At 70.1% G+C, this 18,921-nt stretch carries 17 protein-coding genes; 2 read left to right on the top strand and 15 right to left on the bottom strand.

Going from position 1 to position 18,921, the window contains the following annotated elements; translation table 11 throughout:
• Positions 1–8: 8 nt before the first annotated feature.
• Genes ABD235_RS28010 through ABD235_RS27990 form a run of 5 tightly spaced genes read right to left on the bottom strand, consistent with a single transcriptional unit; the run spans position 9 to position 5,558 of the window.
• Positions 9–1,100 carry a Gfo/Idh/MocA family protein gene (locus tag ABD235_RS28010; protein ID WP_344179522.1) on the bottom strand — a complete coding sequence of 364 codons (1,092 nt, stop codon included), beginning with the start codon at positions 1,098–1,100 and terminating at the stop codon, positions 9–11.
• The gene (locus tag ABD235_RS28005; protein WP_344179521.1) at positions 1,097–2,149 is read right to left on the bottom strand and encodes a Gfo/Idh/MocA family protein; all 1,053 of its coding nucleotides are present in this window, start codon (positions 2,147–2,149) and stop codon (positions 1,097–1,099) included. The genes ABD235_RS28010 and ABD235_RS28005 overlap by 4 nt, the downstream gene beginning before the upstream one ends.
• A 17-nt stretch (positions 2,150–2,166) precedes the next feature.
• Positions 2,167–3,795 carry an extracellular solute-binding protein gene (locus ABD235_RS28000; RefSeq protein ID WP_344179519.1) on the bottom strand — a complete coding sequence of 543 codons (1,629 nt, stop codon included), beginning with the start codon at positions 3,793–3,795 and terminating at the stop codon, positions 2,167–2,169.
• 18 nt (positions 3,796–3,813) lie between these two features.
• The gene (locus tag ABD235_RS27995) at positions 3,814–4,713 is read right to left on the bottom strand and encodes a carbohydrate ABC transporter permease (RefSeq protein ID WP_344179517.1); all 900 of its coding nucleotides are present in this window, start codon (positions 4,711–4,713) and stop codon (positions 3,814–3,816) included.
• Positions 4,710–5,558 carry an ABC transporter permease gene (locus tag ABD235_RS27990; RefSeq protein WP_344179515.1) on the bottom strand — a complete coding sequence of 283 codons (849 nt, stop codon included), beginning with the start codon at positions 5,556–5,558 and terminating at the stop codon, positions 4,710–4,712. The genes ABD235_RS27995 and ABD235_RS27990 overlap by 4 nt, the downstream gene beginning before the upstream one ends.
• Positions 5,559–5,843: 285 nt before the next feature.
• On the opposite strand from ABD235_RS27990, the gene ABD235_RS27985 reads away from it, so the two are divergent.
• Positions 5,844–6,839 (top strand): LacI family DNA-binding transcriptional regulator, encoded by a 996-nt coding sequence (locus ABD235_RS27985; protein ID WP_344179512.1) that lies wholly within the window; start codon positions 5,844–5,846, stop codon positions 6,837–6,839.
• A 76-nt stretch (positions 6,840–6,915) separates the two neighbouring features.
• On the opposite strand, the gene hisN is transcribed toward ABD235_RS27985, so the two are convergent.
• Positions 6,916–7,695 (bottom strand): histidinol-phosphatase, encoded by a 780-nt coding sequence (gene hisN, locus ABD235_RS27980; protein ID WP_344179510.1) that lies wholly within the window; start codon positions 7,693–7,695, stop codon positions 6,916–6,918.
• A 459-nt stretch (positions 7,696–8,154) separates the two neighbouring features.
• Between hisN and ABD235_RS27975 the strand changes: the two genes are divergently transcribed.
• A complete protein-coding gene (locus ABD235_RS27975; protein WP_344179509.1) occupies positions 8,155–8,649 on the top strand; it encodes a DUF2231 domain-containing protein in 495 nt (164 codons plus the stop codon).
• On the opposite strand, the gene ABD235_RS27970 is transcribed toward ABD235_RS27975, so the two are convergent.
• From ABD235_RS27970 to ABD235_RS27930, 9 genes are all read right to left on the bottom strand, one after another.
• A complete protein-coding gene (locus ABD235_RS27970) occupies positions 8,650–9,399 on the bottom strand; it encodes a siderophore-interacting protein (RefSeq protein ID WP_344179507.1) in 750 nt (249 codons plus the stop codon).
• Positions 9,400–9,511: 112 nt separating this feature from the next.
• The gene (rsgA, locus tag ABD235_RS27965; protein WP_344179505.1) at positions 9,512–10,501 is read right to left on the bottom strand and encodes a ribosome small subunit-dependent GTPase A; all 990 of its coding nucleotides are present in this window, start codon (positions 10,499–10,501) and stop codon (positions 9,512–9,514) included.
• A 34-nt stretch (positions 10,502–10,535) separates the two neighbouring features.
• A complete protein-coding gene (aroA, locus tag ABD235_RS27960) occupies positions 10,536–11,807 on the bottom strand; it encodes a 3-phosphoshikimate 1-carboxyvinyltransferase (protein ID WP_344179502.1) in 1,272 nt (423 codons plus the stop codon).
• A gap of 88 nt (positions 11,808–11,895) precedes the next feature.
• Positions 11,896–12,486: a DoxX family protein gene (locus ABD235_RS27955; RefSeq protein WP_344179500.1), complete on the bottom strand. Its 591-nt coding sequence runs from the start codon at positions 12,484–12,486 to the stop codon at positions 11,896–11,898.
• A gap of 66 nt (positions 12,487–12,552) precedes the next feature.
• Positions 12,553–13,278, bottom strand: coding sequence for a DsbA family oxidoreductase (locus ABD235_RS27950; protein ID WP_344179497.1), 726 nt, complete (start codon positions 13,276–13,278; stop codon positions 12,553–12,555).
• A 78-nt stretch (positions 13,279–13,356) separates the two neighbouring features.
• Positions 13,357–14,160 (bottom strand): alpha/beta fold hydrolase, encoded by an 804-nt coding sequence (locus ABD235_RS27945; RefSeq protein WP_344179495.1) that lies wholly within the window; start codon positions 14,158–14,160, stop codon positions 13,357–13,359.
• Complete coding sequence (locus ABD235_RS27940; protein WP_344179493.1) at positions 14,157–14,867, bottom strand: alpha/beta fold hydrolase; 711 nt, start codon at positions 14,865–14,867, stop codon at positions 14,157–14,159. Before ABD235_RS27940 ends, ABD235_RS27945 begins: the two co-directional genes overlap by 4 nt.
• A 137-nt stretch (positions 14,868–15,004) precedes the next feature.
• Positions 15,005–17,629 (bottom strand): ATP-binding protein, encoded by a 2,625-nt coding sequence (locus ABD235_RS27935; protein WP_344179491.1) that lies wholly within the window; start codon positions 17,627–17,629, stop codon positions 15,005–15,007.
• Between the two features lie 15 nt (positions 17,630–17,644).
• Positions 17,645–18,898, bottom strand: a complete 1,254-nt coding sequence (locus ABD235_RS27930) for an ArgE/DapE family deacylase (protein ID WP_344179489.1) — start codon at positions 18,896–18,898, stop codon at positions 17,645–17,647.
• Positions 18,899–18,921: the final 23 nt, after the last annotated feature.

Raw genomic sequence — 18,921 nt, 5'->3', positions numbered from 1 at the left:
TCTCCTCGTCACGGGGCGAAGGACTCGGTCAGCTTCGCCTGGTCGATGCCGCCGTTGAGGGCCGCGTAGAACGGGTGGCCGGGGACCAGGTCGGCACGGCGTACGGACTGCCCGGTGAGCGCGGACGCGTACAGGGCGGTGACGAACTCCATCGTCGGCCGGGTGCTGGCCAGGGTCGTGTCGTGCGTCCGGCCGGCGAGCAGGTCGTCGACCAGGCGGCCGAGCTGGGCCTCGTGGCTGCTGGCCACGTCGTCGCCCGCGGACGAGGTCCACGTGTCAGCGGCATCGGGCGCCGGGGTGAACTTCCAGTCGGCGTCCTTGTAGCCGTACAGGTGGTTCACCTCCAGCGACCCGCCGGTGGTGTCGATCCGGATCCGGCTGAGCTCCTGCGGCGACAGCAGGCTGTTGATCACGCTCGCCACCGCGTTGCTCTCGAAGATCACCGACGCCATCGACACGTCTTCGAACTCGACCGGACGATCCAGCCGTACGGCGGTGGCGTTGATCGTGCGCCACGGTCCGAGCAGGTGCAGCAGCAGGTCGATCTGGTGGATGCCGTGGCCCAGCGTCGGCCCGCCGCCCTCACCGACCCACGTCCCACGCCACTCCGGGTCGAAGTACGGCCGCGGCCGGAACCACAGCGTCTCGCACACCGCGACCTGCGGAGCGCCCAGGGCGCCACCGGCCAGGAGTTCGGCCGCGCGTACGGCCCCGGACCCGTGCCGATGCTGGAAGACGACGTACACCGAGCCCGCGCTGGACCGCTCGGCCTCGGCCACCGCGTCCATCTCGGCCAGGCTCAGCACCGGCGGCTTCTCCAGCAGCACCGACTTCCCGGCGGCCAGCACCTCGATCGCGATCTCGGCGTGGCTGCCGGGCGGCGTTGTCACCGCGACCAGGTCCGGATCGGCCTCGGCCAGCAGGTCGGTCACGCTCCCGAACGGCTTCGAGCCGTGCTGGTCGGCCAGCGCCTGCGCGTTCTCGGCCACGATGTCGGCGACGCCGACAAGCGTCGTACGGCCGGTACTGGCGAAGGCCTCGGCGTGCCGGCGACTGATGCCGCCGGCACCGACCACGGCGACCTTCAGGTTCGCTGTCACTGGGCGGCTCCCCGGACGGTGGCGTTCTGCTGCGCGGTCAGCGCCAGCCGCATGGTCTCGAAGGTGTGCTCCTGCGGCGCCGCCGTCGTGGTCCGCTCCCGGACGTCGCGGACGATGTCGGGGAAGTAGGTCAGCTCGACGTCGGAGCAGTCGATGTACTCGGTCTTGTCCCCGTCGACGACGAACAGGTGGTTGCCGCCGTCCCGGCCGGCGATGTCGACGTACTTGCGCAGCTCGATGTAGCCCTCGGTGCCGAGGATCATCAGCCGGCCGTCGCCCCAGGTCCCGAGGCCGGCCGGGGTGTACCAGTCGACCCGGATGTACCCCTGGGCGTGGTCGCTGCGCAGCAGCAGCTCGCCGAAGTCCTGCAGACCGGGCTTGTCCGGGTTGGCGAAGTTCCCGACCGAGCTCGTCACCACCTCGGCCGTGCGCGAGTCGGTGTACCAGAGGAACTGGTCGATCTGGTGCGAGGCGATGTCGGCCAGGATGCCGCCGTAGCGTTCCTTCTCGTAGAACCAGTCCGGGCGCCCGGCGTTGCCGCCGAGGTGGCCGCGGTCACCGATCCGGTGCGGGCCGAGGCCGATGGTCTGGACGACGGTCCCGATCCGGCCCTCGCGGACCAGCTGGCCGGCCTTGATCGCCGACGCGACCTCGAAGCGCTCGGAGAACGTCACCGACCAGAACCGGCCCGTCTCGGCGACCGCCTTCTCGATCTCCTCGAGCTGGTCGTGGCTGACGCAGCCGGGCTTGTCGGCGACGACGTCCTTGCCCGACCGGAGGGCGGCGACGGCGATCGGGCCGCGCCGGTCCGGGACCGCGGCGGTGACGATCAGATCGAGGTCGTCGCGGGCGATCAGCTCGTCGCCGTTGTCGACGTACGGTACGTCGGGGTAGCGCTCGCGGACCTGGTTGGCGACGCCCGACGACGGGTCGTCGGTGGCCATGGCGACGAACTCTGCGCCGGCTTTGATCAGCCCGGCGATCTGGCCGTGAACATGGGCGTGGTCGAGTCCGACCGCGGCGAACCTGACAGGTTGCGTGGATGTCACAGGGTCTTCCTTTCGCGTCAACGCGATGCTTCGAGTGCTTCGGCGTACTCCTCGGCGATCTTGTCCCCACCGCCGCTCTTCCACTTCTTGACCGCACCGGCCCAGGCCGAGACCGGTTTGCGTCCCTGGATGATGTCGCTGGTCAGCTGGTCCATGTCCGCGGTCAGCTGCGAGCCCTTGCGGACGTTGGTCTCGGAGTACAGGCCCGCCACCGGGTTGGCCAGCGCGTCCGGGCAGAGCCGCTTCATCGCCTCGAACTCCAGAGCGCTGTTGCCCTCCTTCTCGGGCAGGAAGATCGTCCACGGCCCGTCGGCGGTGTACATCAGGCCGAGCTGGGTCTCGCTGAAACCGCGGTCGGTGAGGACCGGGTTGCCGTCGACGACCTTGTGGTGCACGACCGGCAGGCCGAACTTGCGGAACAGGTACTCCTGGGTGCCGAACGGCGCCGCGAGGAAGTTCAGGTACGCGAGCATCGTCTCGACCCGGCCCTCGGCCTTCTTGCCGATCGCCGTCGTACTGAGGTTGGGAGCACCCAGCCAGATCTTGCCCTGGCCCGAACCGTCGTGCTTGGGCGGGCCGATGATGCCGATCCGGGCGTTGGGGTCGACCGCCGTCTGCAGGTAGCTCGGCCAGGCGCTGAAGGTGTCGACCACCAGCGGGCTGGAGCCGTTGCCGAACCTGACCTTCATGTCCTGATTCTGGCCCGAGAACGCGTCGGGGTGGATGTAGCCCGACGTCCAGAGCTTGCGCAGGATCTCGAAGACCTGCTCGTGCGCCTCGTGCTCGTAGTAGCTGACGACCTTCTTGCCGTCCTCGCTCCAGGTGTTCGGCATGTCGAACATGTTCCGGACGAAGGGCGTCGGCGAGGTCGCCAGCGCGAACCGGTTCTGCCGCCGGTCGGTCAGCGCCTTGCACAGCTCGAGGAAGTCGTCGGCACTCTTCACCTCCGCCTTGACGCCCTGCTTCTCGAGGATGTCGGCCCGGCTGTAGAGGGCCTGCGAGCTGATCGCCCCGCGCGGCACCGGTACGGCGTAGATCTTGTCGCCGAAGATGCACGAGTTCCAGTGCAGCTCGGGCAGGTTCGCCAGGAACGGGTACTTCTTGATCTTGTCGCCGGACAGGTGCGGGGTCAGGTCCGTGGCCTTGGCCTCCAGCAGGCTCGGGATCTGCGGTACGGCGCCGACCATGAAGATGTCGCCGAGCTGGTCGCCCGCGACCGAGGTGGCGAACTTCTGGGTGTAGTCCACCGACGGTGTCAGGCTGATCGAGACCGGCGAGCCGACCCGCTGGTTGAACTCCTGCCAGAAGCGGTTCTGCTCGAGCTTCGGCGGGATCGGGGTGTTGGTGAAGGTCAGCACCTGGATCGGTTTGCCGTCGCCCGGTGGCGTCGTGACGGCCCGGACCGGGTCCGCCGGGTAGCGGGTGAACGCGTTCGGGATGTTGTACTCGGCGCCGGCCAGGTCCGGCTTGACGCCGGTGTACGGCACGTACGCCGGGCGGACCTGGGACTGCGGCGCGTTGCCGCCCTTCCCGGCGGTCCCGCCGCGGCCTTCGTTGGAGCAGCCGCCGACGACGCCGGTCAGGCCGAGGGCCCCGACACCGCCCAGCAAGGCCCGGCGGCCGATCCGTGAATCACCAGTGCTCATGGTTCTGCCTTTCTCGAGTCAGCCCTTGACGGCGCCGGTCAGCACGCCCTTGGCGAAATGCCGTTGAACGAACGGGTAGACGCACAGAATGGGAATGATGGAAATCATCAGGATCGCCATTTGAATTGACGTTTGCGGGGGTAGTGCCTCACTCGCGCCGCCGAGGTCCTGGGCGCCGATTTCGACGCCGTCGACGACGTACGTGCGCAGGACGAGTTGCAACGGCCATTTGCTGGCGTCGTTCAGGTAGAGCAGCGCGCCGAAGAAGCTGTTCCAGTAGCCGACGCCGTAGAACAGGCCGACCACGGCGACCACCGCTTTCGACAGCGGCAGGCCGATGTGCCAGAACAGCTTCCACTCCGACGCGCCGTCGATCCGGGCCGAGTCGAGCACCTCACCAGGCAGCCCCACGAAGTACGCCCGGACGACGATCACGTTGAACGCGCTCACCGAGATCGGCAGGATCACCGCCCACAGGCTGTTCAGCAGCCCGAACTGCTGGACCACCAGGTACGTCGGGATCAGGCCGGGGTTGAACAGCAGGCTGATCAGGACGAGCAGCAGCAGCGGCTTGTTGCCGAACGTCCCGCGCCGGCTCAACGCCCAGCCGAGGGTGCAAGTGAGGAACAGTGCGAGCGTCGTACCGACGGCGGTGATGAAGGCGCTCACCAGCAGGGCCTGCGTCACGGTGCCACCGGACAGGATCGACTTGTACGCCGACAGGTCGAACCCGTGCGTCGGCAGCATCACGAACCCACCGGCCTTGATCACCTGCTCGGGCGTCGCGAGGCTGGTCGAGATCACGCCGACGAAGGGCAGCACGACCACCGCGCAGATGACGGTCAGGAAGATCGCCTTGACGATGCGTTCGGGCCGGCCGGGCATCGGCATGCCACCGACGAGGATCTTGTCGCTCATCCGCGGTACACCCCTTCCTCGCCGAGGCGGTGGGCCAACTTGTTGGCCAGCAGGACGAGCGTCAGCGCGACGACGCTCTTCACCAGGCCGACCGCGGCGGCCACGCCCCAGTCGCCGCCGATGATCCCGTTGTTGTAGACGTAGGTGTCGAGCACTTCGCTCGCATCGATCCCGACGCCCTGCTGCTGCAGGATGATCTGCTCGAAGCCGACCGTGAGCGAGTCGCCGAGCTTGAGGATCAGCAGCAGGATGATGATCGGTTTCAGGCCCGGCAGCGTCACGTGCCAGGTCTGCCGCCAGCGGCCGGCGCCGTCCGCGGCGGACGCCTCGTACAGGGACTTGTCGATCTGCGACAGCACGGCCAGGAAGAGAATCGTCGCCCAGCCGGTGTCCTTCCACATCACCTGCGAGGTGAGCAGACCGCGGAACGCGTCGGCGTTGCCGATGATGTTCAGCGGGTCGTAGCCGTGGGCCCGCAACCAGTTGTTGATCATGCCGGTGCCGCCGAGCACCTGCTGGAAGACGGCGACCACGATCACCCAGGACATGAAGTGCGGGACGTAGATGATCGTCTGGACGATCTGCCGGAGCTTGTTCGACAGCAGGCTGTGCAGGACCAGCGCGACCACGATCGGCGCCGGGAAGACGATGACGGTCTGGATCAGGGTGAGGACCAGCGTGTTCTTGACCGCGTTGAGGAACTCGGGGTCGCCGTTGAAGACGATGGAGAAGTTCTCGACGCCCGACCACAGGCTCTGCCCGACGCCCAGGTACGGCTGGTAGTCCTGGAAGGCAATGACGTTGCCCCACAGCGGGTAGTACTGGAAGGCGAAAATGACCAGCATTCCGGGAATGGCCAGCAGGAGGACTGGATAATCCCGTCGTAATCGCTCGCGGAAAGAAAGTTTTCGGCTGCGGGCGGCATCGCTCATAGGCGCTCCCGGGGTCAATCAATAAAATGTGATCGATCCACTTCTGATCCGGTAGCTAACCGCAGCCGCGTGAGGGTGTCAACCCTTCGGGCCGGTATCGGACACCGTCGGTTCAAACGTTGTAGACGCCGCGGGATCGGCTAACGTGTGTGGCGCCGCCGGCGAACAGCCGGGCGTTCAGTTGGGGAGGCGGGGACGGTGGAGCCGAAGAAACCGGCGACGATCCATCAGGTGGCGCGGCTGGCCGGGGTGTCGCACACGACGGTGTCCCGCTACCTGGCCGACGCCGACAGCCTGAAGCCGAAGACCCGGGTCAAGGTCGAGTTCGCGGTCAAGACACTGGACTACCGGCCGAACCTGGTGGCCCGGTCGATGCGGACCCGGCGGACCAACCGGCTCGCGATCGTGCTCGCCTCCGGCCCGCACTTTCCCGGCCGGCTGCTCGCCGCGGCGTCCGAGACGGCGCACAAGGCGGGCTACCAGGTCGAGGTGGTCAGCGTCGAGGGCGGCCCGCGGGCACGGTCGGCGCGGATCGAGGACCTGGCGCGGTCGGGTCAGGTGGAGGGAATCCTCGCGATCTCACCGACCGGGCTGAAGAGCAAGCGGCTCCGGCAGGTGCCGATCGTCGAGAGCGAGACGTACGACGACAAGCTGCGCGGGCTCGGCGAGCTCGCGGACGCGTCCGAGGTCGTGGAGATCGTCGAGTACCTCGCGTCGCTGGGGCATCGGTCGTTCTTTCACGTGGCGGGCGATCAGGACTTCGCGTCGGCGCGCAACCGGAAGGCCGTCTACCTGGAGGCGATCGAGCGGCTCGGGCTGCGGTCGGTCGGCGTGTACGACGGCGACTGGACGGCGCAGTCGGGGTTCGACGCGATCACGTCGCTTGCGGGTGATTGCGGGGTCACTGCTGTCGTGGCTGCCAACGACGTGGTCGCGATGGGGGTCGTCCGGGGCGCGCTGTCGCGTGGTTGGTCGGTGCCTGGTGACCTGAGTGTCTTCGGGTGGGACGACGAGGTGATGGGCGAGTTCGCGACGCCGTCGCTGTCGACGGTCGCGGTGGACCGCGAGGCGCAGGGGCGGGACGCGATCCTGCGGCTGCTGGCGGAGATCCGCGGCGAGCCTGCTCCGGAGCCGGCCGCGCGGACGATCAACCGGCTGATCTTCCGGGAGTCGACGGCGCCTCCGCCTGCTTAGGGCTCCGCCTGGCGCTCAGGCCCCCGCGTCGTGCTGAGGACGGCCGGTCGTCGCGGCGCCGCTCGCCGTCGTACCGTCAGGCGAGCCGGGTGAGGACTTCCTCGTGCAGGCGGCCGTTGGTGGCCACGGCGTTGGCGCCGTTCGGGCCCGGTTCGCCGTCGACGGAGGTGAACTTGCCGCCGGCCTCGTCGACGATGATCGACAGCGCGGCCATGTCGTACAGGTTGAGCTCCGGCTCGGCCGCGATGTCGACGGCGCCTTCGGCCACCAGCATGTACGACCAGAAGTCGCCGTACGCGCGGGTGCGCCAGGCGTCGTCCATCAGGTCGGCCCACTGGTCCCGCTTGCCGAGCTTCTCCCAGCCCTTGAGCGAGGAGTACGACAGCGAGGCGTCCTCGATCTTGCTCACGTCACTCACCCGGCACGGCTGCGCGGACATCAGTGCGCGACCGGTCCAGGCGCCGTCGCCGTACGACGCCCACCACCGCCGGCCGAGCGCCGGCGCCGACACGACACCGACGACGACCTGGTCCTCGATCATCAAGCTGATCAGCGTCGCCCAGACCGGAACGCCGCGAATGTAGTTCTTGGTCCCGTCGATCGGGTCGACCACCCAGCGACGGGGCCCCCACCCGGTGGTGCCTTCCTCTTCCCCCACGAACGCGTCCCGCGGCCGCGCCCGCGCCAGCGTCTTCCGCATCACGTCCTCGACCCGCCGGTCGGCGTCGCTGACGGGCGTCAGATCCGGCTTCGTGGCGACGTGCAGATCGAGCGCCTTGTACCGATCCATCGTGGTCGAGTCCGCGTCATCAGCCAGGATGTGCGCAAGCCGCAGGTCGTCCGTGTGCGAAGGCATGCCGGAAGGCTACCCGCGCAGGGCTCACCGATGGGCGGTTGGTCCGCCGTACGGCGGACTGGTGAGGGGCTTTGGTTCGCCGTCGCAGGGACAGGAGCGAGCGACAGCGAGCGGAGGAACACGCGCTCGGGCACAGCCTGTGCCCCACGGACTTCCTGAAGGCACGCGTCCTGCGCGGCGCCGACGCGCACCACTGATCAACCGCAGGCGATGGCGGAGGCGCACGCTCGACCTCGCTCCCGCACCGGTTGTGCGGCGGGTTTGATCAGTGGTGCACGTCGGTCCAGCTTCGCGGGCGGGAGCGCCGGTGCGTGGAAAGCGGGCGTGGGGTGTCGTCCGGCGGCGGACGGCGCGGTCGGGCGTCGTACGGCGGCTGGAGGACTAGGCTGATTGAACCGTTTTGGGTGGTTGAACGTGCAGTTAGTGTTAGTCCACTTCGGCCGAGCCACGGGAGTCGTCATGTTCGAGCGCTTCGGGGATCTTCCTCTGCACGTGCTGGTGATTCACGCCGCCGTGGTGCTGCTGCCGGTGGCGGCGCTGACGGCGATCGTGTTCGCGGCGGTGCCGAAGTGGCGGTGGCTGCTGCGGTGGCCGGCGTTGCTGCTCGGGCTGGCCGGGGTGGTGGTGGCGTTCGTCGCGAAGGAGAGTGGCGAGGCGTTCCTGGCGGCGATCCCTGAGCTGCAGCCGGCGGTGAAGTTGCACCAGGATCGCGGGAATCTGCTGTTCTGGTTCGTGGTCGGGTTCGCGGTGCTGGTGGTCGTCGGTTTCCTGCTGCTGGCTGGGCCTTCGGCGCTCGCCAGTGGGAAGGGTGCCAAGGCAACCAAGAGTCAGCCGCTGGAGTGGGTGCTGAGCGCGGCGGTGGTCGTGGTCGGCGTGCTGGTCATCTACCAGACGATCCGCACCGGCGACGCCGGCGCGAAGGCCGTGTGGGACGGGCAGCTGCCGCCGAAGTAGTCAGCCCTCCGCCTGGCCGGCCTTCCAGTAGCCGCCGAAGTAGTGCGGCTTGCTGTCCCACTCGAGCGTGCCGGTGAGGTGGCGGCGGATGTCGCGCACGATGCCGGCCTCGCCTGCCACCCACGCGTACGGCGTACCGTCGGGAAGCTTCGCGGACCGCACCGCGTCGGCCAGGCCGCTGCCGATGCACCAGGCGATCTCGAGGTCGGCGGCGGTGGCGAAGTCGCGGACGTCGGCGGCGTGCGGGACCTGGACGAACGCGCGCGCGACGGTGCCGGCGGGGAGGGACTCGATGATCGAGGCCAGAGCCGGTACGGCGGTGTCGTCGCCGACGAGCAACTGCCAGTCGGGCGAGTCTGGCATGTACTGGTAGGCCTTCGGGTTGTCGCCGATCTCGGGGCCGATGATGCCGAGTCGGCTGCCCGGTACGGCGGACTGGGCCCAGGCCGACGCGGGACCGGCGTCGCCGTGCAGCGCGAACTCGATGTCGATCTCCGCGCCACGCTGCGCCCGGATGGTGAACGTGCGCATGATCGGGCGGACGTCGTCGGCCATCTCGCGGTAGACGCCGTACCAGTTGTCAGCCGGCGGGAGGACCGGCTCGGCCTGGCCGGGCCGGGCGAGCAGGATCTTGATCCGCTGGTCGAAGCCGCCGGTCTCCAGGGTCTCGCAGCCGGCGAGCGTGATGGTGAGGAACGACGGGCTGGTCCGCCGTACGGCGGTCACGGTGCACATCACGACGGCAGGCATCTAGTCACCCTTGCCAGAGGCAACTATTGCGCCGAAGGAGAGGTCGAGCGGGACGAGCACACTGCGCATAACCCAATTGTAGCCTTAGGTAAGGCTAGCCTCACAGACCACCTCAGGCTGGGTCGGGGCGGCCTTCTCGGCTGGCCAGGAGGCGGCGGAAGGATGCTACGCGTTCGGCTTCGATGCGGCCTTCGGCTACTGCTTCGTCGAGGGCGCAGCCGGGGTCGGATTCGGAGTGGCCGCAGGCTCGGGGGCAGTTGGTGGTTTCGGCGGCGAGGTCGGGGAAGGCGTGGATGAGTTGGTCGGGCTCGACGTGGGCCAGGCCGAAGGAGCGGATGCCGGGGGTGTCGACGATCCAGCCGCCGTCGGGGAGGCGGAGGAGGAGGGCGCTGGTGGAGGTGTGGCGGCCTCGGCCGGTGTTGTCGTTGACGACGCCGATGGCTCGGTTGGTGCCGGGAACCAGGGCGTTGACCAGGGTGGACTTGCCGACGCCGGAGTGGCCGACCATGACCGACGTACGGTCGCGGAGCTGTTCCTTCAGGTCGTCGAGGTTGCCGCCCTGCTGGGTTGCGACCGACTCGACGCCCAGGGGCCGGTATGTCGAGAGCAGCGGCTCGGGGTCGGCCAGGTCGGTCTTGGTGAGGCAGAGCAGCGGGCGCATGCCGGCGTCGTACGCCGCGACCAGGAAGCGGTCGATCAGCCGGGTGCGGGGCTCGGGGTTCGCGACGGCGACCACGATGACGAGCTGGTCGGCGTTCGCGACGAGCGGGCGCTCGACGGGATCGTCGTCGTCGGCCGAGCGGCGGAGCAACGTGGTGCGGGGGAGGACCTCGACGATCCGCGCCAGAGTACCCTCGGCGCCGCTCGCGTCGCCGTCGAGCTTGACGCGGTCACCGACGATGACGCCCTTGCGGCCGAGCTGGCGGGCCTTCATTGCGGTGACGACGCGATCGCCGTCACCGACCCACGTCGTGTACCGCCCGCGGTCGCGGGTGATCACGAACCCGGTGACGGCGTCGTCGTACGCCGGCCGGTCCTTGGTGCGCGGCCGGGTCCGGCGCTTGGGCCGGTCGTACTTGGCTTCCTCGTCGTACCGCGACATCAGGCCTCGACCCCAGGACGTCCCACGTGAGCGCTCATCCGGCCAAGGCCGACCACAGCTCGGGGAACTCCGGCAGCGTCTTCGCCGTGGTCCCGATGTTCTCGATCTCGATCCCGTCGACGGCCAGGCCGACCACCGCGGCCGCGTGCGCCATCCGGTGGTCGTGGTACGTGCCGAACAGCCCACCGTGCAAGGGCTTCGGGCGGAACTCCAGCCCGTCCGGAGTCTGTGCGACGTCGCCACCGAGCGCGTTGAACTCGGTCTCCAGCGCCGCCAGTCGATCCGTCTCGTGGTTGCGCAGGTGCGCGATGCCACGGAAGTACGACGGCCCGTCGGCCAGTACGGCGATGGCCGCCAGCACCGGCGACAGCTCGCCGACCTCGCTCAGGTCCAGGTCGACCGCCGCGATCCGTCCGGTCCCGCGGACCGTCAGCTCGCCGTCGGCCAGCGACACCTCGGCACCGAAGCGCGACAGCAGCTCGGGCAGCTGGCCGCCCGGCTGGGTCGTTGCCGTCGGCCACCCGGTGACGGTGACCGACCCGCCGGTGACGACGGCCGCGGCCAGGAAGGGCGCGGCGTTCGAGAGGTCGGGCTCGATCACGGTGTCCAGCGCGCGAATCGGGCCGGGGGCAACGATCCAGCGGTTCGGCTCGCTGTCGTCGACCGTGACGCCACGCTCGCGCAGCATCGCCACCGACATGTCCAGGTGCGGCTGCGAGGGCACCGGCTTCCCGTCGTGGCGCAGGTCGACGCCGAGGTCGTACCGCGCGCCGGCCAGCAGCAGCGCGGAGACGAACTGCGACGAACCGGACGCGTCCAGCGTGACCTCGCCGCCGCGGACCGCGCCGGAGCCGTTCACGGCGTACGGCATCCGGCCGGTGCCGTGGTCGTCGATCTCGACGCCGAGCGTGCGCAGGGCGCCGAGAATGACGTTCATCGGGCGCTCGCGGGCGTACGGGTCGCCGTCGAAGGAGATGATGCCGTCGGCCAGTGCGGCCACCGGCGGGACGAAGCGCATCACGGTGCCGGCCAGGCCGCAGTCGACCTGGGCCGGGCCTTTGAGCGAACCGGGCGTGACGGTGACCAGGCCGTCGTGCTCGCTGATGCCGACGCCCATCGCGACGAGGGCGGCGCGCATCAGCGCGGTGTCCCGGGCGGCGAGCAGGCCGGAGAGGGTGGAGGGCCCGTCCGCGAGCGCGGCGAGGATCAGCGCACGGTTGCTGATCGACTTCGACCCGGGCACGGTGACCCGGCCGTTGACCGCCCCGGCCGGGCGCGGTGCCGGCCAGCCCTCTGACGTCCCCATTGCACTCCTTCAGCTCACTTCGATGACGCTCAAGAGCCTAGGGCATGCACGCAGGACGACGTCGAGCTCTGTCCACAGGGGCCAGATTTCAGATGAAAGGCAGTTCCGCCCGCGCCGTCTTGGCCGCGAGCTTGGCCTCGCGGCGGGCGCTCTTCGCGAGCTGCTTGGTCTCCCGCTTGGCGAGCTTCGCGCCGCGCTTGGTCTCCCGCTTGGCCGCCTTCGCGCCGTGCGAGGCCCGCCAGATCAGACCGGGCTGGCCCTCGGTGTCTACCGCCGCGAGCAGCAGGCCACCCATCAGGCCGAGGTTCTTCATGAACTGGACGCGCTGGGTCTGCTTGACCTGCTTGTCCTTCTCCAGCCAGAACGGGTGCCCGGCCACCGTGGTCGGCACCAGCGAGGCCGCCAGGACGGCGGCGCCGAGGCGCCGGCCCTTCCCGCTGGCCAGCGCGAGACCGCCGATCACCTGCGCGGCGCCGTTGAGACGGACGAGGTTGGCTGTCGTGTCAGGGATTCGGTCGCCGACCTGCGGCGGGGCGACCCGCTTCACCAGCGGCACCAGGCGATCGGTGACCGGCTGCGCCTTCGGAACCAGCGGCTCCGGGTTGCGCAGCTGGTTCGCGCCTTGCACGACGAAGAGAACGGACAGCAACGGCCTGGCCAGTGCGCGCACGACAGTCATGGCTCCTTCTTACATCGTCCGGCAAGCGATCTGGGTCCAGGTACCCGTGTGTCTCGGGTCCAACCCTCAGATCGGGCAGCCGTCCGGGCCGCAGGCGGCGTCGTCGGTGCTGCCGGGAGTCGTGATCAGCGTCACCGGCTTGCGGTCGGCCGCGGCTCGGCGCAGGGCTTCGGTGAAGACCTCGGTCGGCTGGGCGCCGCTGACGCCGTACTTCTCGTCGATGACGAAGAACGGGACGCCGTTCGCGCCGTACGCGAGGGCCTGGGCCTGGTCGGCCGCCACCTCCTGCTCGTACGCCGTACCGGCGAGCACCTCGGTGACGCGGTCGGCGGGCAGGCCGGTCTCGGTGGCGAGCTGGGTGAGGGTGGCGTGGTCGCCGACCGGGAGGCCCTCGGTGAAGTAGGCCTTGAGTAGGCGCTCCTTGAGCCGGGCCTGGGTGTCGGCGGGGACCTCGCCGGAGGTGCCGAGCTCGCGGGCGAGGTGGAGCAGGCGGTGGGCGTCGACGGTGTTCGCGGACTTGGCGATGGCGAAGTTGAAGTCGAGGCCGACCTCGCGGGCGACGCCGGTGACGTGCTCGTTGGCCTGCAGGCCCCACTCGCGGCCGCGGCCGTACTTCTCCCCGAGGCGGGTGGCGAGGTCGCGGGGGTCGTCGCTGGTGGCTTCGGGGTCGAGCTGGAAGCTGTGGTAGACGACCTCGGCCTGCTCGCCGGAGGTCGCGAGCGCTTCCTCGAGGCGGCGCTTGCCGATGTAGCACCAGGGGCAGACGACATCGGACCAGACATCAATACGCATAACTCGAAACAACTGTTGGCCCACACCAACGTATTCCCGTGGGGTGGACCGTGTGGTCCACCCCACGGGAGGAGGTGTTCAGCGGGCGGCGCGTTCGATCAGGTGGGTGACCTTGTCGGGCTGGGAGAGGGCGACCAGGTGGGAGCCGTTGACCTCGATGGTGGTGGCGTGGGCGCGGTCGGCCATGAAGCGCTCGCCGGCCGGCGGGATGGCCTTGTCGCCGGTGGCGACGACGGCGTACTTGGGCAGGTTCGCCGGGGCCGTCTCGAGGACCTTCTCGCCGAAGACCGCGGCGGCGACCGGGCGCTGGGAGGCGCCGAGCAGGGCGGCCTGCTTGCGGGGGAGGTCGGCGGCGAAGACCTGGCGGAAGGACTCGGGCTTCATGATCAGGTCGACGCCACCGGGGTACGTGATCGTGTTGGTGGTGTCCGGGCCGATCTGGCTGCCGGGGTACTTCGCGTTCAGGTCGCCGATGGTCTCGCCGGCCTGCGGGATGAACGCCGCGACGTACACCAGCGACTTGACCCCGGGCGTGTCGGCGAGCTGGCTGACCAGCGCACCGCCGTACGAGTGACCGACGAGCACCTTCGGGCCCGGGATCCCGGCCAGGACGCCGGACAGGTACTCGGTGTCGCCCTGGATGCTGCGGAGCGGGACAGCCGGTACGACGACCTTGTAGCCGTCACGCTGGAGGCGTTCGGAGACCTCGTTCCAGCTGGAGCCGTCGGCGAACGCGCCGTGCAGCAGGACGACGGTCGGCTTCGGGCCGGAGTGACCGGCGACCTCGGCGGGACGGGCCGCGGCGGTGGTGACGCCGACGGTCAGCAGGGCGGCGGAGGCGACACCGGCGACGGTGCCGAGGAAGCGGCGACGGGTGCTCACTTGTCCGCACCTGCCTCGACCGCGCTCGCGACGAACTCGGCGACGGCCAGCGGCTGCGACACCGCGACCGCGTGCGAACCGTCGACCTCGGTGACCTTCGAACCGGTCCGCTCGGCCATGGCGCGCTGCGCCTCGACCGGGATCGCGTTGTCGGCGGTGGCGACCAGGTAGTAGCTCGGCAGCCGCTTCCAGCTGGCCGGGCCGGACTTCTCGTGGAACGCGGCGCCCGCGACCGGCCGCTGCGAGCGACCCATCACCAGGGCCTGTCCGGCCGGGACGTCCGCGGCGAAGATCTTCGCGAACTTGTCCTCGGCGATGCTCAGGTAGGTGTCCTCGCCGAACTGGTGCGGCGCGAGCGAGGTGCCGAGCTCGTTGGCCGGGAAGTTGCCGAGGTACTCGAGGATGCCCTCGCCCTCGTCCAGCGCGAACGCGGTCACGTAGACCAGCGCGGTGACGTTGTCGGCGTCGTTGGCCGCCGCGGTGATCACCGCACCGCCGTACGAGTGGCCGACCAGCACGACCGGGCCGTCGATCTCCCGGGCCAGCGCCGCCACCTTGCGGCCGTCGGCGGCCGCTCCGGACAGGTCGTTCGGTACGGCGATCGCCTTGATGCCGCGGTTGTCCAGCTCGGCGATCACGCCGGCCCAGCTGCCGCCGTCGGCGAAGGCTCCGTGCACCAGCAGCGCGGTGGGGTTCTTCTCACTCATGGTCTCGTCCTCGGTTCTCGTTCGCGGTTTTCCTTGTGCCCCTAGAAAACCGCTCCGGGGCGGTTCGCCGGATCGACCGAAAACGGGAACTTCACCACCCACCGACCAGGATCAGCCCGGGGTGGTGCACCCAAAACTCATGCGTTCGGGGGAGAGGCGAACCGCTGGAGCACGAGCCGGGTGAGCTGCACGCGCGAGTTGACGTCGAGCTTGCTGAAGACGTTCCGCAGGTGGGTGCCGACCGTGCTGGCCGACAGGACCAGCTCCTCGGCCGCCGAGCGGTTGGTGTGGCCGTCCGCGACGAGCAGCGCGACCTTGCGCTCCATCGGTGTCAGCGCCTCCCAGCCAGACTCGGGCCGTGCCTGTACGGCGGACCAGCGGCGCCGGCGTACTCCTGCTGCCTGCAGGACAGCCTGCACCGGTACGGCGAACGCTGTGGCGCCGAGCTGGGTGTAGGAGTCCAGCGCACGCTCCAGCGCGGCGATGCCCGTACTGCGGTCGCCGTGCTCGAGCTCGACTCGCCCGTGCAGCTCCTCGGCTGCCGCCACGAGCAGTGGGCGCTGGCTGCTGCGCAAGTGCTCGACCGCCTGGGCTACGGCGATCAGGTCACGCTTGTTGGCGGCAGCAACCAGCTGGGCGCCGGCCGGGGCGTGGTCGGCTAGCAGATCGGCCGCTGCCTGACCGGTGCCGGGGAGGTGAGTCGCTGCATGGAGCAGGAGTTCCAGGCGGATCGGGTGGTCGAGTGGCGTCGCCAGAAGGCGCTCCGCTGCAGTGGTGTCGCCGTCGGCCATCGCAAGCAGTGCCCGGACTGGCTCGTCGGGGACCTTGCGAGCTGCAGCGAGGTCGCCCTGGAGCAGGGCGACCAGAGCGAGGACCTGGCGGGCCGTCGGCTCGGCGGACGGGTCGTGGAACTCCGCGGACCAGCGCAGGCTCGCCTTGGCCGCCTCACTCGCCGCAGGGAGGTTGCCGACAGCAAGCTCCAGCTGGGCTCGTAGTGCTGCGAGCTGCGGGGCCAGCCAGGAGTCGCCGGGCAGGCCTTCGGTGACGCGCCGGAGAGCGGTGATCGGCTCACCCGCTTGGGCCAGGCAGAACAGCTCAGCCAGCTCCACCCGCACTGCCGGGGGCGTGCCAACCTCGCTCCCTGGCGCGTTGACGGCGGAGGCCGAGGCGCGCTGGCCGCGCGCGGCGGCGTAGGCGGCCGCCGCGTCGGCGAAGCGCCCCTCTGCTGCTGCTTGCTCCGCGTGGGCGAGCTGGAGGACGGCAGCAGCGACCGGGTCCTCGGTCTCGAACGGCTCGGCGGCGTCGGCCAGTACTCGGTAGGCGCTGAGCCGGTCAGCCAAGGGCTGTGGTGCACCAGCCACTGTGAGGCGGGCGGCGTCGAGCGCACCGACAGCCCACTCCTGCGGAGCCAGCAGCAGCCGGACGCGAGCAGTGAGTTCAGGCGTCACCGGCCCCTGGTAGAGCGGCGTCCCGCCGAGCAGGTCGTTGGCGAACGCCTGCGCCGCGTCGTACTGGCGGGCGACGAGCAGGATCTCGACCACGTCCGCACCGACCTCGCCGCGGAGCGGGTGGTCGGCCGGCGTCAGCTCGAAGGTCTCCTGGATCACCGACATTGCCGTGATCGACATGGTGGTCAGCAGATCGCGCGCAGCCACGCGCAGCGTGCTGATGGATGCCAGGTCGCCGACAGCCGCCGTAGCCAGGATGTGGGGAGCCGCCGCCGACGCGCCCTGCTCGGTCAGCAGCAGCTGGTCGGCGATCGCCGAGTGCAGCGCCCGCTGGGCCGACGGCGGCACATCAGCCAGTACGGCGGCCCGCAGCAGCTCGTGCCGGAAGGTCAGGTGGGCGCCGCTGTCCGCCAGCAGCCCGGCCCTGATCGCCTCGTCCAGCGGCTCGGCCAGCCGTGCGACGCCCTCGCCCATCAGTGCGGCAACGTCGCTCAGTCGGAACTCGCTGCCGAAGACGGCAGCAGTCCGCAGCAACGACCGGCACAGCTCCGTCGTACCGGCGACGCGTCGGCGTACGCCCTCGACCAGCCCGTCGGGCAGCGGGCCCTCCGCCGATCCGTCGGCGAGGTAGAGGCCGGCGACGACCTGCTCGACCAGAAACGGAACGCCCTGGGCGCTGCCGAGCCGGACAGTCAGGGCAGCGTCGACAGGCTGGTTCAACCGGTCAGCCGCGATCTGCAGCACGGCCTCGGAGTCCAGCGGAGTCAGCTGGATGTGGTGCACCGGCAGCTGGTCGCCCAGTGCATCGACGATCTGGTCGGTGACGCCGCCAGGCGACGGCCGAGTCGCCAGCAGCCACATGACCTGGGTCTCGGCCAGCCGAGAGATCAGCACCCGCAGGACGAAGCCAGTCAACGGGTCGGACCACTGCGCGTCGTCCAGCACCACCAGAGCCGAGGTGCCGGCCAGCCGCTGACCGATGAGGTCGGCCAACCGCTCGGCAAGCCACAGCGGCTGGGTGTTGAGCGCCGCCAACTCCAGGAAGTGCTCGGTACCGATCAGCGGGTCCTTGCTCGCCCTCAGCGCCGGAGCGAGTGAGGAGAGCGGACTGATGTTGTCCGTCTGGTGTGCGGCCGCCGTGGCGACGAGGAACCCGTGCCGCTCAGCCTGCTCGACCGCAGCGTGCACCAGCGCCGACTTGCCGATGCCCGGCTCGCCGGAGACGACGGTCAGCGAGGCAGCGCCCTGGTCCGCTGCGCGCATGGCCTCCAGCAGCCGGCCCAACTCGGCCGAGCGTCCACGCAGCGGTTCCATGGCCACTTTGTACCACTAGGCGCAGCGGCGTACGGCCAGCAGCGCGTAGACCCGAGCGCAGTGGAGTACCTCGGCCAGTGCGACGTGCTCGTCGCTCGCGTGGGCGTACCGGACGTCGCCCGGCCCGTACTGCAGTGTCGGTACGCCGGCTGCCGTGTACTGCCGCAGGTCGGACCCGTACGGCCCACCCCTCACCTCCGGAGCGCCGGCCCCCGCGTCCACGACAGCTCGCAGCGCGTCGTCCAGCAGCGGGTCGCCCTCCGGCAGCAGACCGGAGGCGAACACGCCACCAGGCCAGGTCACCTTCACAGGGTGGTCCCGCAGCCAGTCGTCCTTCTCGCAGGCCGCCGCGACAGCCTGCTCGAGCGCGGCCAGCGCGTCCTCGACCGGCTCACCCAGCCGTACGCCGTACCGGCCCTCGGCCACCAGCAGGTCGGGGACAGTGCTCGCCCAGTCGCCGGAGTGGACCGTGCCGATCGACAGGGGGTAGGCCAGGTCCAGGTGCTCGAGCAGCGGGTGCGGCGCCCGGTTCCGCTCGGCCTCCAGGTCACGCAGCGCCGCGTGCACCAGCTCGAACTTCTCGATCGCGCTGACCCCGCGGGTGCGGGTCGAGCCGTGGGACGCGAGCCCGGAGATCTCCAGCCGGAAGGTGAGCGAGCCGGCGTTCGCCGGGATCACGGTGCCCGCCGTCGGCTCGGCGATCACGCAGGCCGCGCCGCCGTGCCCGCGGCGCAGGGTCGCGAACGTGCCGAGGCCACCGTCCTCCTCGCCGACCACCGTGTGCACGGCCAGGGGCTTCCGCAACTCGATGCCCGAAGCAACAACTGCGCGGACCGCGCCGAGGAACGCCGCGATCCCGGCCTTCATGTCGCACGTCCCGCGGCCCCACATGATCCCGTCGCTGATCCGCGCCGAGTACGGATCGCCGTCCGGCCACTGGGCCAGGTCACCCGGCGGTACGACGTCCACGTGCCCGTTGAAGATCAGCCCCGGCACACCATCGCCGAGCGTCCCGACGCATCCCCACGCGTCGGTGCGCGGAACCTCCATCCCCGGGAACGCGGGATCGGCGGTCACCTCGGCCAGGTCCAGCTGCCAGTGGTCGACGGTCATCCCGAGCCCACGCAGCCGCCCGGCGACCCACTCCTGGGCCACGTTCTCCTCGGGGGTCCCGTCGACACTCGGGATCCGCACCAGCTCCCGCAGCTCCTCGACGATCAGGTCGTCGTCCAGAGCCGCCAGCACCGCCCGCTCCACGTCAGCACTCATGGCGCACATCATGCACCGAGTCA

The sequence above is a fragment of the Kribbella lupini genome (assembly GCF_039529595.1).
GTDB classification, from domain to species: Bacteria; Actinomycetota; Actinomycetes; order Propionibacteriales; family Kribbellaceae; genus Kribbella; species Kribbella lupini.
Note: the sequence above shows the minus strand (reverse complement) of the source record. Positions and strands in the feature narration are given on the sequence as shown.